The sequence below is a fragment of the Dyadobacter chenhuakuii genome (assembly GCF_023821985.2).
Classification (GTDB): domain Bacteria; phylum Bacteroidota; class Bacteroidia; order Cytophagales; family Spirosomataceae; genus Dyadobacter; species Dyadobacter chenhuakuii.
The window spans coordinates 2,838,752-2,853,157 of sequence record NZ_CP098805.1 but is presented as its reverse complement, the minus strand read 5'-3'; the positions used below and the strand labels follow the sequence as shown (position 1 = coordinate 2,853,157).

10 protein-coding genes are annotated in these 14,406 nt (G+C 44.3%); all 10 read right to left on the bottom strand.

Annotated elements, in window-relative coordinates; genetic code table 11:
* Window positions 1–20: 20 nt before the first annotated feature.
* The 10 genes from NFI80_RS11805 to NFI80_RS11760 all read right to left on the bottom strand — a co-directional run bounded on the left by NFI80_RS11805 (window position 21) and on the right by NFI80_RS11760 (window position 14,373).
* Window positions 21–1,178, bottom strand: coding sequence for a lipase family protein (locus tag NFI80_RS11805; protein WP_235162949.1), 1,158 nt, complete (start codon window positions 1,176–1,178; stop codon window positions 21–23).
* A gap of 80 nt (window positions 1,179–1,258) precedes the next feature.
* On the bottom strand, window positions 1,259–2,287 hold the full coding sequence (locus tag NFI80_RS11800; RefSeq protein WP_235162950.1) for a hypothetical protein: 1,029 nt from the start codon (window positions 2,285–2,287) through the stop codon (window positions 1,259–1,261).
* 5 nt (window positions 2,288–2,292) lie between these two features.
* A complete protein-coding gene (locus tag NFI80_RS11795; RefSeq protein ID WP_235162951.1) occupies window positions 2,293–4,977 on the bottom strand; it encodes a DUF3352 domain-containing protein in 2,685 nt (894 codons plus the stop codon).
* An 11-nt stretch (window positions 4,978–4,988) separates the two neighbouring features.
* Window positions 4,989–5,732, bottom strand: coding sequence for a glycosyltransferase family 2 protein (locus tag NFI80_RS11790; RefSeq protein ID WP_026630941.1), 744 nt, complete (start codon window positions 5,730–5,732; stop codon window positions 4,989–4,991).
* A gap of 76 nt (window positions 5,733–5,808) precedes the next feature.
* Window positions 5,809–6,927, bottom strand: a complete 1,119-nt coding sequence (locus tag NFI80_RS11785) for an acyltransferase family protein (protein ID WP_235158366.1) — start codon at window positions 6,925–6,927, stop codon at window positions 5,809–5,811.
* A 2-nt stretch (window positions 6,928–6,929) separates the two neighbouring features.
* Window positions 6,930–8,624: a hypothetical protein gene (locus NFI80_RS11780; RefSeq protein WP_235162952.1), complete on the bottom strand. Its 1,695-nt coding sequence runs from the start codon at window positions 8,622–8,624 to the stop codon at window positions 6,930–6,932.
* Window positions 8,621–9,541 (bottom strand): transketolase family protein, encoded by a 921-nt coding sequence (locus NFI80_RS11775; RefSeq protein WP_233795786.1) that lies wholly within the window; start codon window positions 9,539–9,541, stop codon window positions 8,621–8,623. Before NFI80_RS11775 ends, NFI80_RS11780 begins: the two co-directional genes overlap by 4 nt.
* Window positions 9,542–9,574: 33 nt before the next feature.
* Entirely contained in the window at window positions 9,575–11,569 is a 1,995-nt protein-coding gene (locus NFI80_RS11770) for an NAD-dependent epimerase/dehydratase family protein (protein WP_233795789.1), read from the bottom strand.
* Window positions 11,562–12,389, bottom strand: a complete 828-nt coding sequence (locus tag NFI80_RS11765; RefSeq protein ID WP_235162953.1) for a transketolase — start codon at window positions 12,387–12,389, stop codon at window positions 11,562–11,564. Before NFI80_RS11765 ends, NFI80_RS11770 begins: the two co-directional genes overlap by 8 nt.
* Window positions 12,390–12,504: 115 nt before the next feature.
* On the bottom strand, window positions 12,505–14,373 hold the full coding sequence (locus NFI80_RS11760) for a glycosyltransferase family 39 protein (protein ID WP_235158369.1): 1,869 nt from the start codon (window positions 14,371–14,373) through the stop codon (window positions 12,505–12,507).
* Window positions 14,374–14,406 lie beyond the last annotated feature (33 nt).

Sequence of the window (14,406 nt, the reverse complement as noted above, 5' to 3'; positions counted from 1 at the left end):
CGAATTGAAACTTGTTGAGATTAATGTTTGTATTTCTGCATTAAATACAAATACGGGTCTGGCAAATGATGCACAAACACCTGCGTATCTGAATCTGGGAATAGCTTGTAATATGCTGCATCCGGGATTAATGCAATTGTAGGCCCTATGCGGACGTAATTGGCACTTTTGAAATAAACCGGCGGCTGAAACTCCGGCAATGCCTTTTTAATGGACTTCGACGCATAATTTCCCAGGTATTTCTGATAGTTTTTCTGCGCCTTAACACTCGGGTTTTTCATCTGCTTGTAAGCGTGCTTCAGGGCAAACCGGGTTAGCAGTTTTTGTTTCTTAATAACCGGGTCAATGTTTTTAAAAGGATTGGTTTCATTAAAGTCATCCAGGGTCTGCACGGAAAAGGGCAGCTCAGGCACCCAATCTGCTGCATTTACCACATTATAACCCCAGCCACCGTCAATCAGGCTCTCGTATTCGTAGGCATAATAAGTGTTTCCGACTTTCGGGCTTGCGCTTGCATAACTCTTGAAACGGATATCGGCAGGCAGCTTTTTGTCTTTTTGTAATTGATAAAGATGAGAAGTAAGCAGAAAAGTGATGGCGCCTCCCTGGCTGTGGCCCATAATCAGAAATTCTTTAATGCCTGATTTGTAGCAGGAATCGATTTTTGGAACAATATCTCTCGCTAAAAAAGCCATCCCGACAAGCCAGCCGATATGAACGGCCGCGTCCGGATTATCGGCCAAATGATATTGAAATGTGTAGTCATTCGCCAGCTTAACCTCACCTTTTGCCGGCACCATGGCCGCATAAAAGTTTTCTAACCAACCGACGGGATTCACCGTCGTCCCGCGGACATTCAGCACTGCGATAGGGTGCTTTTTGCTGATCCACAATCCCCATTTGTTGTCCAGGCCCACCACGGAAGAGTTGTATACATTCGTAAAATGGGTCGGTTTTGTGATTGCAGATTTTGGTTTTGTAGGGTCAACCTTTGTGGAGTCATATAACAGAACGTGCATCCTGAGCAATTCCAAATATTCCTCTTTATCAAAGCCCGGTTTGAGCTGGTTATTCTGCGCTTTTACGGAAACTGAACCGAGCAGAATCAGAATGGCAAGAAAGCAGCAATAGTGTCTTTCAATTTTGCAACGTGAGCTGCGCGGGAGATTCTCTGACATACGATCCAATCTTTAAAAGCGTGAACGTAACATTTGTTCACTTAAATGTAGAAAATCCCGGCAGATAAGCAGTCAGGCATTTAAATATTTTCCTGATCAACGAGTGTGTTAATCAATGCATTGGCTTTGTTGAGCCACAAATTCTGTGCTTCACAAGTCCAGTGGGAATCCCCTTTCAGGTAAGAAGCAGCTCCCATTTTGCGGAAATCGGTAAGCACGTCAATGTAGGGAACCGGCAGCTTTGGATGGGTGTAAACCCGCTCAATCAGTTGATTATAAACGCCGTAGTCAGGCTGTAAAACAGAAACTTTGTTGGGAATGATAGCTAGCGCAACGAAGTCAAAACCCATTGTTAGCGCAGCATTTTTTGTCAATTCAAGATTCATCACCAGCGAATCCAGTTCCGAATTCCGGACTTCGGTGAACGAAGAAGTAACGTTGGGCGTGTCTGTGTCCATGTGTGAAACCACGGCACGGTCATTGTCGACCAGGGTAACATTGGTGTTGACACGATGAAAAAGATGATAGGTAAAATCGGCTTTCCATTCCTTAACCTTCAAAAAAGCTTCATTTTGGAACAAAAGAGCCTCAAAGCGGTCCTGCGCTTGTTTCCCGTTGAATGCTGCATCCAGTTTGTGCATAAATTTGGATGACGAGATCTGTTGCGTGAATGAGGCTGAATCTGGCACAACGGAGGTTACGGGTGTTGCCAGATGCTGTCTGAAATGGCGTTCTACGGATTCAAGCAAAAGAATGTTGGTTGCCGACGTGTCGAGTTTCACATGCAGCACATCGGCCCACTTAACATATGCATATTGATCCACCGCGAAATCACTTTTTCCTACGCGCTGCGCTTCCGTAAAACTATCGCCTACGATATACAAATGCACTTTTTTTGCAGTGCTTTTCCTCGCGGGAGGCGTGTATGGCGGGCATTCTTGTCGCGGATCTTTGAATGCGGACAGGTTGGCCATGCGGTAAAGGTCACCGTACTGATAACCGTCGGTGATCAATCTGTATTTTCCAACCAATGCTAACAGGGTAGGGTTAAGCCCGGTGGCCCAGACAATGCATCCCAAAAATAAAACCGCGTATTTTAAAAACTTCATAACTGCTAACGAAGCTTAATAGACCAAACCTGTATTTTTTTCTCCGAACGGCTGAATATAAGCAATTTGTAATATCCGGGCTGATAAGTGAGCTGCACAGGCATTTCGGACGGGATAGCCTTGTCGCCCAGCCGCTTGCCGGTCATGTCGAAAACCGTTGTGTAACTTCCTGACTTAATGATAATAAAGCGATTGTCAACGCCAAAAAAGTGATATTGAATGATCGAATTCGGAAGAATGTCCTTTATTTCAAAAAGATCGTTTCCATCCTTTGTGATGATCGCCGTTTTAGAATTCAATGATCGGATCAGGATCCAATCCAGCGAATTCCGGTCAAATAATGTCTTGAATTTCGAGCCGGGTTCAGGTCTTAGCAATTGCTTACGGGAAGTAATTTTGCCATCCAGACTAATGCGTATCAACTCGCCGGAAACACTCACCCCTACAAGCTCAGGCTGGCCGGTTGCGGGATTCTGCGTCCACGTAAATGCACTTTCCGTCCGCGTCAGGATGTCCACCGGGAAACCTTGCTTGACCGTGCCGTTTTCCTTTAAGAGGAAAATCTTACCGTTTTTCTGTGTTACAATAAACCCCCGATTCCCGATCTGGTTCAATGCAACAACGGGACTTTGAATGTTCTCAAACTGAACCGAATGGTTCAGTCGCCTGATCGGCTTTGTGACGCTTTCCCAAAGGAAAAGCTCTTCCGCCGTATTTTTTATAATAAACCGGTTACTGCCGTCATCACCACCGTCAATCGCGTACAATGCAGCAATATCCTGGCCGGATGGCAGCGAGCCAGTAAATGTTGTGACGGTGGTAGAATCATCTTCGTCCAATGCGTAAACCGTGCTCTTAGTCGCAAAAATACGCTGTTGCCGTCCAATGTTAAGAAAATCGACCTTATAGGCAGATGTAATGATCGGCCCGTTTAGCTTGGCAATGGTTTCGGTTTTTCCTTCTCGTAAATTATTGGTCCTTAGCAAGTTATTTTGCTTGTCGGTCAGCAATATTTCCGAACTTCCATCGATCGGGTTCTGCAAAGCCGCCAACTGGGAATCGAAAATTTCCGGCCATTCAATGTCAATGTTCAGGAAAGTGCGGTTCAGGACTTTATTGGCGGTCTGGCGTTTTTTGGGAATAAGTGTGATTTCCGGAAATGCATCGCCGTCCTCATATTTGCATTGAAATACGAGTGATTCCATCTTAGTAATCAAATCATTATATTTCTTAATCCCGCCATTGCCTGCACGCGTCTGCGCCTTACGCAAATTGACGATCAAGGAAAGCTGGGCTTCTGATTTCGCAGAAGTAAGGATGCTGTCATATTCAGGGGATTGTTTCCAGGTAATCTGATTTTCGTAGTCGACAATGTAATTCTGCAAAACCTGGGAGTTGTTACTGATCACCAGATAAGGCGCAATGTAAGTAATATAACTGCGCGGGAAACCGGTAAACATCGGGCCGTAGAGGCCAGACGGCAGCTCTGGAATGGGCACAGAGTAAATGTCGTAACCCTGATATTGGTCAATGGAAACATTGGTTTCTTCATTTGCCAGGCGCGCCAGCTTTTGCAGCACAGGCCGCAATTTTTCATAATTCGAAAACTCAGCCAACAAGATCTTGCCGTCACTAATGCTGTTATTTTCTTCCAATTGACATAAAATCAACTCGGCACCCAGGTTATCGATGAGCTGATTGCTTTCCTTTCCAATGTAGTAAGCAAGCTTATTCCACGATTCTGACTTGTATTTTTTATGCCATTTTTTAAACTCCTTCTGAAATGCAGCCCGGTCTACAACTCCCGATCTGTAAAGAAATGACGTTTGTTGAGATATGTGCTTGTGACCGCTGAACGGGGCACCGGGAATGTCCTTGATAATGTTGGTAAGGTAATAATCCGGTGCATCAGTTCCGGTCGACTTCAATGAAAGACCGCCTTTTGACTTCGCTTCTTCAATGTGAAAATCTTGGAATGTTGGAAAATTCCGGCCGAACTCGTAAAAGTTGCTATTGATATTATCACCGGCGATAACGGATTTCCAGGCATCATTTCGCAGATAAATGCTTGTTCCATAGTCCGAATCGTTCAGATCGGAGAAGCGTGATTTCAGCCTGAATGATTCAATGTTGATAGAAGAAGCCCGGACTGCATCCTCAATCAGATCGCCGTAATAGCTTACAATTAAATAATGATCTTCAATAAGATACGAAAAAAGCGGGCGTGAATTGGCATCGATAATGTCCGTAATGCGATGATCCTGAAAGTTATGGTGCAGCGCGCGGATATTGGGATTCTGCGGCGTGCTCAGCCATTTCGATTCTTCCTCATTAGCAATGGGAATGTACATGATCACACCCCATTCTGTGCTTGTGCGCGGATGGTAGGAGTAGGATACGGCTTTGTTTTTGAGGAAGTTACTTAACTTTTTCTGGTCTTTTGTGAAAAGGTTAAGGAGCGATAAGTTGTCGCTTGCAACATCCAGCAGAGGAAGCCGCTTCACATCCAGATTGGCGTCCGTAGCGACGTAAAGAGAGTCCTGAAGATGTTCGCTGGTAATGACCACGAGCGCGCTGGACGGGATGAATTTCCACGCAGCAGCCGAGCCTCTCGAATATTTGAACAGAAAATATCCTGCTGCTGCAATGACAGCAGCGAGCAGGATAGCTAAAATGTATTTTTTCGACACAAGCCTAATGGTTAAGCACGGATCGCTCTCACTTTATCATTGAGTTCCAGGCGAAACCGCAACAGTTCTTTAAAGCTGCGTATACAAACCTTCCACAGGTTCCATTTGACGATCGAAACCGTTCCGGTTTCGCGGTCTTTATGTGTAATGGGGATATCGAACAATTCCTGACCCGATTTTTTGGCCATCACAGACAAGAAAATGTTAGGTGCGAAAGGCTCAGGATCAGGCAATTGGTTCATCAGTTTTTGCAGGAACGTTCCTTTGATTAAACGGAAAGGAATGTTACTGTCCATAATGAATGTGCCATAAACCGTCGAGATCGTTCCGCGAAGGAATTTTGTGATGAACAAACGGACGCCGGCATCGTGCCTTACTTGTCTGTAACCTAGTATAAACTGTGATTGGCTGCGCTTGTTCCAAAGTTTATCGAAATCATCGGAAACAAACTGATCATCGCTGTCTGTCTGGAAAACATATTCCGAATTCAGTTCAAGCGCTTTGCGATAGCCATTTACGACTGCATTGCCATGACCACCGTTTTTCTGATTGATAACTGTCAGATTGGTAACCTCCTGTTGTAATTTGTCCAAAAGCACTTTCGTATTGTCTTTCGAACCATCATTGATTACAATCAGTGTTGTATTGTCGTTGGGAAATTTATTTTTTAAGAAATTAGTCCAATTATATACTACCTTTTCGATACAATCCTGTTCATTGTATGCGGGCATTACTATACTAAGAAGGTACGACATGCAGAAACTTATTTGGTATGGTTGCGCGAAATTAATAAATAAAGCCTGTAACCGGGCTATGGGTAATGATAAATTACTAAGCGTACCTGTCTTTCAAGGCATTAATGGGCTTCTCAAAAAAGTGCCAGGAGACAGCAGCGACAGCAATCGTTAAGAGGATCACGACCAGCGCTTCAAAGGCAACCGAGCCTTTCAGTTCCGGAGCATATTGATAGATTTTCCGGAAAATGCGAACAGTAGGATGCATAGGGCCACTATGGAAGTGGTTATAGACGAAATTGTGATAGAGATACAAGCCGTAACTGATTTTTCCCAAGTAAATGCTCACTGGATTTTCCAGAAATGCGGCCATGATTCCCGTGTAACCCATAACGCCCCGCCCAATCAGGAAAAAGCCAAAGATAGACGACACCGTTCTGTCCAGGACTACAAATGATACATTGAAACGGTTATCAAATGTTTTAGACCAGAATTGAAGCAGGACCCATATAGCGAATGCAAGCACAACAGGCCATGATTTACTGAAAAGCTTCTCAAAAAAATCGTTCCTGTAAAGCTGCAACCACGCAAGTAAGCCACCCAACGCAAATGAGTCCAGACATGCTGGCGTACTTACATACGTAACAATCCAGTCGTCCAGGGCAAAATTCGGATGTGTGTAGAAATAGTAAAAACGAAATGCAAGGCTTAGCAAGCCCATAATGCCCAAAACCGGAACCAGCTTGCCTTTTGGAATAAAAAATATAAGGAAAGGAAAGAATAAATAAACCTGCTCTTCAACGGCCAGTGACCACAAATGATCCATAGAACCCATCCAGGTTTTATTCCAGGCCATATAAATATTTGTCCCGTACAATGCCAGCCAGCCCAGTTTTTCTCTTACAGGAGGCACATTGAAGATATAGAGCAGGAAAATGGTCAGATAATAGACCGGAAAGATCCTTATTGTTCTGCGGATCAGGAATTTGCTAAGGTATTTTTTGAACCCGCCTTCCAGTTCATAGTTTTTCTCTTTGCTTTTCAGGAGAATCCGGGAAATCAAAAAGCCGCTTAGTACAAAGAAGATTGTCACTCCTGTAGCGCCGACGGGCACCGTATTGATTTCTACAAAAAGATGTTCGATCAGCACCAGCGCGATGGCAATGAAGCGGATTCCATCAAGTTGAATAATGTGTCCCTGTGATGTGCTGCGCATAATTACCAGTTTACCTTCACTGTCTTTTTCTTAGTTTCCTTTACCCGCACTTTCTGGTTTTGAAACAGAATGCCCGTTTGATCTCCCTGCTGCCTGATTAATGCAACATCATAAAGCCCTTTGTCCATTTCGGAAAAAGGAATGTTCGCCCTGAATCCCGGTGCAAAGTAATATTGTTTCAAAAAAAGCTCTTTCCGGCTTGTGTTACGCGTTCTCAATGCTGGAAACAGGTAATATCGCTCTTTGGAACTGAGCAAAATGTAAATGCCGCTATCCTGCAATCTCTGGCTGGTAAAAGTATTATTTTCAATGGTTAGATTTTCTTCACCAGCTTTGAAAGTAGTGCGATCGTATAATTCGGTCAGGCCGCGTGAATTTCCGGCATAAGTCTGACGGTCGGCCACGGAAATGAGCGGGAGAAGCTTATTATAGAAAACGGGAGTTTTCTCGACTATATTGGCCGCGAACGAAGTGTCAGCAGGGGATTTCAATTCTTTGTCTGTAAAAGTCCAGTTAAACTGCGAAGTTGTTAATTCCTTGCGCAAGTTATAAGCGTCAACCAAATGATAATGGTAGCTGAAAATGTTGAATATCACGCCCAGGAAAACAATTGATGTGACATAGGGTGAAAGAAAGCTTCCGCGAATCGGAATAACCACATACAAATACGCAACAATCAGCAAGAGCACCGAGTAAATCTTATAACGGCTGGTTACCAGTGTGTCAAAACCGAATCCGGCACGGCTGTAAACCACAATTAATGCAGTGGCCAGAATGAAAAGGATAGTTCCGAGACAGAAAAGATCGGTTATGCGCTCAAATTTCTGGCTGTATTTATTCCGCACGATTCGGAACAGCGTGGTCGAAACAATAGAAATAGCAACGAGGAACAAGACGATCCCCATAAAAAAGCAAACCTTAATGTGGTCGGCAACTGGAAAAGATTCCGCAAATGATCCCAGAAATGCCATGTAGCCCTTAATGAACTGGAAAATGGTCGCTTTGGACTCAGGATTGGATTCCGGTTTGGTATACCAATTGAAATAGCAGAAGATCTCAACGGCACTGACAACAAGCCACAATGCGAAGCGCTTTCTATTGCCCGTCAGGAATAATAGCAGTGCGCCCAGCGGAAGAACCAGCAAACCGTTCCCGCTCGTCAGGATGGTGACGCCAGCAAGAATAAGGGAAATTACGAAGGGTAGTGTTTTAAAATTGATACACAAATACAACGTCCAGACTGCCAGAGTAACGACACCAAAATTCTGGATCGCAGCCATTCCCCAATACATATTTTCCCAAAATGCAAGTGTAAGCCAGAGAAAAGGAACGGGTAATAGGGCAGATAAAGGCTTTTTGTTCTTTTTTAGCAGTTCGTACCAAAGCGGGATAACAGCCAAAAGCAACAGATTCCCGGCTGTCATCAGATGCCGGTAATTCAATGATCCAAATAACGAATAGTCCCACCAGGAAATGAGCCTTGTTAAGGAAATCCGGTGCTCATTATGTTGTTTAAAAAGCAGCCAGATCTTCTCTTTCCAGGACGACGCCTGGGAATAATACAGGATAAATTCTTTTAAAGCGTGGTCGTCGAATTTTGGAATATTAATAGCATAATAATTCCAGACCATAAAATAAATCAGGACCGGTAGCAGCAGGATCAGGCTCAGAAAGATAGTTAAAGCCTTTTTCGTCATGCCGGAATCATTAACTGACCAATATGGGAAACGATGGAATCAGGATCGAGGCCGGATAATTTCTGGTGATATGTCTGACTTCCGTAACGGGCGTTCGGATAACCTTCTGCTCTGAGGCTTTTGAAAGCGCGTGGGAAAATGCCTTTCTCCAAAAGCTGGACAGAAAGCTGTTGCGCCAATCCGCCAATGCTGATGTGTTCTTCCGCCACAAGAATTGCAGGCGCTTTCCGAATGAGCGTTTCCACTTCGTCGGTAATTTGCAAAGGGAAATGCATTGCCGTAATCACATTCACCTTCGCTGTAAGATCTTCCGAAAGCGAAAGGGCGGTCATGACATTATTAGCAATTGGTCCTAATGCAAAAACCGTAATTTCGGCCGTTTCCGGCGCATGGATTACTTTGAACGAGCCTGAAATGTAACTGTTGTCGGGAGTTGTTTTTCCAGCGCCCAAACGCAGGTAAGCGGGGCGCGCGTCAGTGACAATCTGTTGGATCATAGGTTCCACTTCATCAGCAAAAGCCGGAACCCACACATTTGCGTTCTGCTGGCCGCTCAGGCAAGCCAGATCTTCAATTGTATGATGGCTGCTTCCCATGATTCCGTATCCATAACCACCGCCGTTCCCAACCAGAAATACGGGTAAGTTATTGAAACACACATCGTTACGGAACTGCTCTAAGCAACGGTAAACAATAAAAGGGGCAATGCTGTAACAGAAAACTTTATAGCCTTTATGTGCAAATCCTGCTGCCACGCCGACCATATTCTGCTCAGCAACACCAGCATTTATAAATCTTTTACCCATTTTGGCCTGCAAATTTTCCAATGCATTATAGCCAAGATCGCCAGTAATGAAGACAACGGAGTCATCCTCCACTGCCAACTGCTCCATAGCGTTTGAAAATTCTTTTCTCATTCGGTTTGTATGATGATGCTTTGACTATTGCAATTACTTCCTCAATTGCTTCACTAACGTCCGGATCTCGTCTGCGGTTTTGTATGATTTTGAGCCGCGGCGGATTCTGGTACGGATGTATTTTGGTCGCTTTTTGGTTTCTTCAAAGATCTTGGCAATGTATTCTCCCAAGAATGAGATGCCCAGAATCGTTAACCCTCCAAAGAAAACAACCAATACAATAACGGTGCTGATGCCTTGCGGTGTGTCCCTGAAAAACACGAATTTCGCTAAGATTTGCCAGATAATCCCTAAAATCGAAAATCCGGTTAGTGCAAAACCTGCGTAACTCATCAATTCCAACGGAGCAAAGCTGAACGAGAAAATCGCTTTTTTCGCCCACCAGATGTTTTTTGTCCAGTTGTTGGTTGATACGCCAAACATTCTCTCCGGCCTTACATAAGGAACGCCCGTTTGCTTGAAACCAACCCAAGCACGCAATCCACGCAGAAACTGCTCTGTTTCAGGCAGATCTACCAACTCCTTAACAACCTTGCGATCAATCATAGAAAAATCGCCGGCATCGCGGGGAATCGAAATATAGCTGAGACCCTGAAATACTTTATAAAACGATTTATAGAAAAAGTGAATGTGCGGTTTCATTTCCCTCTGAACCCTAACGCCATAAACGACATCGAATCCTTCCATCCATTTCTCGTAAAAAGCAGGGATAATTTCCGGCGGATCCTGTAAATCACCATCCATTAAAACCACGCAATCGCCCGTTGCAATCTCCATTCCACTCAAAAATGCAGATTGAGATCCGAAATTACGCGAGTGACTGATTCCAACAACATTAGGATCTTTATCACAAATCTGGCTAATCACTTCTTCCTGATTATCAGGCGAGTTATCATTGACAAATATGATTTCATAGCGCACTTTCAGATCATTGAAAGTCTTCACAAGCCGCTCGTACATGAACGGGATAGCCTGCGCATCCTTATAACAAGCGATGATCGCGGTAATGATCGGATTCAGTTTCGGGTTTTCGAAAGCAGGAATGACACGGTCTTCGTATTTTATCTGCGCCTGCCAGTCACTGTATTTTGAAAGGCCGGTTTCCAGCGAAGTCCGGGCTTTCCAGCCAAAGTCCGTTTCAAATGCGCTCGGATCGCCGAACCATTCAGCAAGGTCCCATTTTCTGTTGGACATGCTGCCCCACTGCGGCTCCTGCGTAATGTTGAATGTTCGTCTGGATGTATCAACGAGGTCGCCCATGGTAGTTTTACGACCCGTTGCAATGTTGTAGGACTTCCCGGAAGTTTCCTTGTTAATCTTTAATGCCGCGTCCAGAAACGCTTCCACGCAGTCTTCTATGAAAACAAAATCACGGCTTATATCCGGAGATACGAGCGAAGGAAGTTGCTTTTTCCGGGCGTTTTCGATTAGTTTCGGGATTAGCCGGTCCGGCTCTTCCCAATATCCGTAAATGGAATAAAGTCTGAGATTAAGCGTTTTCAGGTTGAAAACTTTGGCATAATATTCTAATAAATACGCCGCTGAAACCTTGGAAACCGCATAATGACTGTTTGGCTCGACGCGATCAGTCTCTTTTGGAGAAGTGCAGTTGAACCCATATTCCGAACTGCTTCCCGCATGGATATAAACCATTTCGGTAGTACAGTTTTGCAGAATGTTTACGGTTCCTATGACATTGGTTTCATAGGTCAGATTAACATTATTTTGCTTGCTGTAAGCGCCGTAGGCCGCCAGATTAAAAATCGTTTGCGGTTTATATTTTTCAAAAACCTCTTGAACAGAGTTATTAGAAAGGATATCGCAATGGACAATGTTTTCAAAAGGAACATTCAGCAATTTCAGCCTCCATGCTTTTGTTGCGTCGTGTGTGAGCGCATAACAGTCCTTTCGGATCTTAAAAATTTCGTTGAAAAGATTGGCTCCGATGAAGCCGCTTGCACCAAAAACAAAAACTGGCCCTTTTAAACTTTCTATTTTATCGCGGAAAACCGGCAATTGGTCAAGCATTCGTCAATTCATTAAAGTAGCGTTCCTTTACTTCCAGCGTGGCTTGCTCGTATTGGTCTTTGTTCATTGGTAAATAATGCCACTCTAATTTATTCTCCATGTAGGACACTCCCTTACCCTTCACAGTGTTTGCGATAATCGCCTTTGGCAGCCCGTTCTTGTGCGTTTTAAGTTCGTCAATAGCCAGACTTAGCGCAATAATGTCGTGACCGTCAACCTCTATCGTTTCAAAACCGATTGCATTCCATTTCTCAACGGAGGCTGTTTCTCCCAACACTTTATCCGTTGGACCAAAACCCTGCAAACCGTTTTTATCAACAATCATAAACAGATTATCCAGCTGATTCTGGATCGCATAATGTGCTGCTTCCCAGGTGGTTCCTTCATTTGTCTCTCCATCTGAAAGCAACGCGAATGAATAAGTTTCTTCTCCACCGACTTTTGCTGCGTGGGCGATTCCAGTTGCAATGGGGAGGCCGTGACCTAGCGAGCCGGTCGCAAAAGGAATTCCTTTGTATTGCCTTGGGGCCGGATGGGCTGGGAGTGAGGTGCCGTCCAGGTAAAAAGTGTCCAGTTCTTCGTCTGTAATTTCGCCCGTAACATTCAGGCAGGCGTATAATGCGGCGGCGGCGTGTCCTTTGGATAAAATAAAGGTGTCTTCCTCCGATTTTTGCAGAAAAAGAACAGCGATCATCAGATCAATGCAGCTTAATGAGCAGCCGATATGACCGGCATTTGCTTTGTGGTAGAGACCCAGAATTTTAAGCCGAAGTTCTCCGCTTATTTGTCTTGGGTCATTCAATATCTCTTCTGCGGTCATGCCTGTGTATATGTCGATATTAAGAAAATCTCACTAAATAAAGGTCAAATCTTCGATTTTGAGAGTGCAATATACAAAATCTTATTTGTCGGCTTTTGATATCAGCCTACATTGCCTACTCCAATCCGTAACGCAGCCCTTTCAATTTCTTGATCACAACCGGTTCAGGATTTCCTGCTTTTTTAAGTAAAATATGTGTAGTCTGTGTCGTGTCCATCACCTGCACATATTGGGCGTCTTTGGGCAGATACAAATTCGTCACCTGCGCGTCCTGAACCGAATAGGAGAGGAATGTCCTGTCCATTTCTGATAAAATCGGATAGCGGGAAGCGGGATACAGGATCGTGTCGCCTTCCTGATACAATTCCTTAATTTTTTGCGCCGCCTCATAGTAAGGGTTAGGAGCCCGCGGTGTCGAAAAATAGCCGTATTTCACCGACCGGTCTGCATAGAATTCTCCAAGCCGTAACGAAACAAAATACAACTGACAAGCTAAGCCAACAAAGATCAATGCCCTGAATTCCAGCTTAATGGTGTTGTAATATTGCAGCAAAAGACTCAGCAATATGATCGCATAGGGAAACGAAAAACCCGAATATCGTTGCATCAATCCATATGTATGGCCGTTTTTGAACGACATAATAATCAAAAAGATCGTTGGAAACAGCGCCATAATATAGACGATCCAAAGCCGTCTCCTATGCTGCTTATCAGCCTGCATATGCACATCGGGAATAAAGGAGAGTGCAAAAATACTGACCGAAAGAATGATGAATTGCAGCTTATGATTTGAGTAAAATACAGCACCGGAAATGGCCAGAACGAAAGGAATAGCCGCTTTCACTCCGTCATTCATTTTAATGTGGTTTCTGAACCGATACCAAATGATCAGCAGCACGCCAATTGATATAGAAACAATTACATTCTTTCTGCCGGCAAGGGCATCCGTCAGTCCGTTGGTAAAAATAATTAGGTCTGAAAAAAGTGGCAGCGCTTTGGTGAACACATTACCAATTGTGGCAGGTAAAATAATGCCGAAAGGATTGTCCATAGGCCGTGTTTCGGCCATTCTTTTGTAGAGCGCTGCCTGATAATTAAGCGTATGCAGCGTATACGTCCCGCCGCCATAAATCATCCACCAGGCCACACCAGACAAAGCCGCTACGGCCGAAACCGCCATTCTTATCCAACCTTTGACATTCCTTAGAAAAAGTAAAGCATATAAGGCGTGCCCCAAAAGGACCGCAATAGAAAGAAAATGGGATAGGATGCTTAATCCTGCAGTTATAATGTAGCCTATGTAAAGCCGGGTTGTTTTCCGCTTTGCAGCCTCTCTTTCAATGATTTGTAAAAAGAAATAGGTAGCAAGCAGGGTAAGGAAGAACATTAAGGAGTAACTGCGCGCTTGCTGGCTGTAACCGATAAAAAACGGCTCGATAGCCACGATCGCAGCGGCAATCAGTCCTGTATTAACCCCAAAAAAACGCCTTCCGAACAAGTATACCACACCAATGATGAGCACGCTGAAAAGCACAGAAAGGGATCGCGCGGAGAAGTCCGAAAGACCGAAAACCTCCATCCAATAATGCAGCAGCAGATAATAGAAAGGGCTGTTTCCAATATCACTCCGGTTATTGGCTTCGTAATAATCTTCTATTGTTTTGGGTGCCCAAAACTCGGCGGGTGTAAATGCACGCGGGGCATAATTTTCGTTGTAAGTAAATGAGCGTAAGACTCTTGGCGGCCTGAGGCTGAATTCAGGTGTTTTCCAGAACTGCGAATCCGATAATGTCAGCTTAGAAAAAACTTCCTTTTGGTTGGCACCTTCCAACACAACACCCTGGCTGATCACCATTGTGCTTCTCTCATCGAAGAAAATACTGTAACGATCCAGATTGTGAAGCCTGAGCGCAGTTCCCGCAATTAAAATGACAGCGAAAATGAGCCAGGTTTTCAGAGTTTCGTTCGTACGGTTTGAAGACATTTAAGAAAGTTGATGTGCGCTAAAATTTCTGTA

What these genes read in the sequence shown, in the direction of transcription:
- NFI80_RS11805 (WP_235162949.1), bottom strand. Translation starts at nt 1,178, where the DNA reads ATGTCAGAGAATCTCCCGCGCAGCTCACGTTGCAAAATTGAAAGACAC.
- NFI80_RS11800 (WP_235162950.1), bottom strand. Translation starts at nt 2,287, where the DNA reads ATGAAGTTTTTAAAATACGCGGTTTTATTTTTGGGATGCATTGTCTGG.
- NFI80_RS11790 (WP_026630941.1), bottom strand. Translation starts at nt 5,732, where the DNA reads ATGTCGTACCTTCTTAGTATAGTAATGCCCGCATACAATGAACAGGAT.
- NFI80_RS11785 (WP_235158366.1), bottom strand. Translation starts at nt 6,927, where the DNA reads ATGCGCAGCACATCACAGGGACACATTATTCAACTTGATGGAATCCGC.
- NFI80_RS11780 (WP_235162952.1), bottom strand. Translation starts at nt 8,624, where the DNA reads ATGACGAAAAAGGCTTTAACTATCTTTCTGAGCCTGATCCTGCTGCTA.
- NFI80_RS11775 (WP_233795786.1), bottom strand. Translation starts at nt 9,541, where the DNA reads ATGAGAAAAGAATTTTCAAACGCTATGGAGCAGTTGGCAGTGGAGGAT.
- NFI80_RS11770 (WP_233795789.1), bottom strand. Translation starts at nt 11,569, where the DNA reads ATGCTTGACCAATTGCCGGTTTTCCGCGATAAAATAGAAAGTTTAAAA.
- NFI80_RS11765 (WP_235162953.1), bottom strand. Translation starts at nt 12,389, where the DNA reads ATGACCGCAGAAGAGATATTGAATGACCCAAGACAAATAAGCGGAGAA.
- NFI80_RS11760 (WP_235158369.1), bottom strand. Translation starts at nt 14,373, where the DNA reads ATGTCTTCAAACCGTACGAACGAAACTCTGAAAACCTGGCTCATTTTC.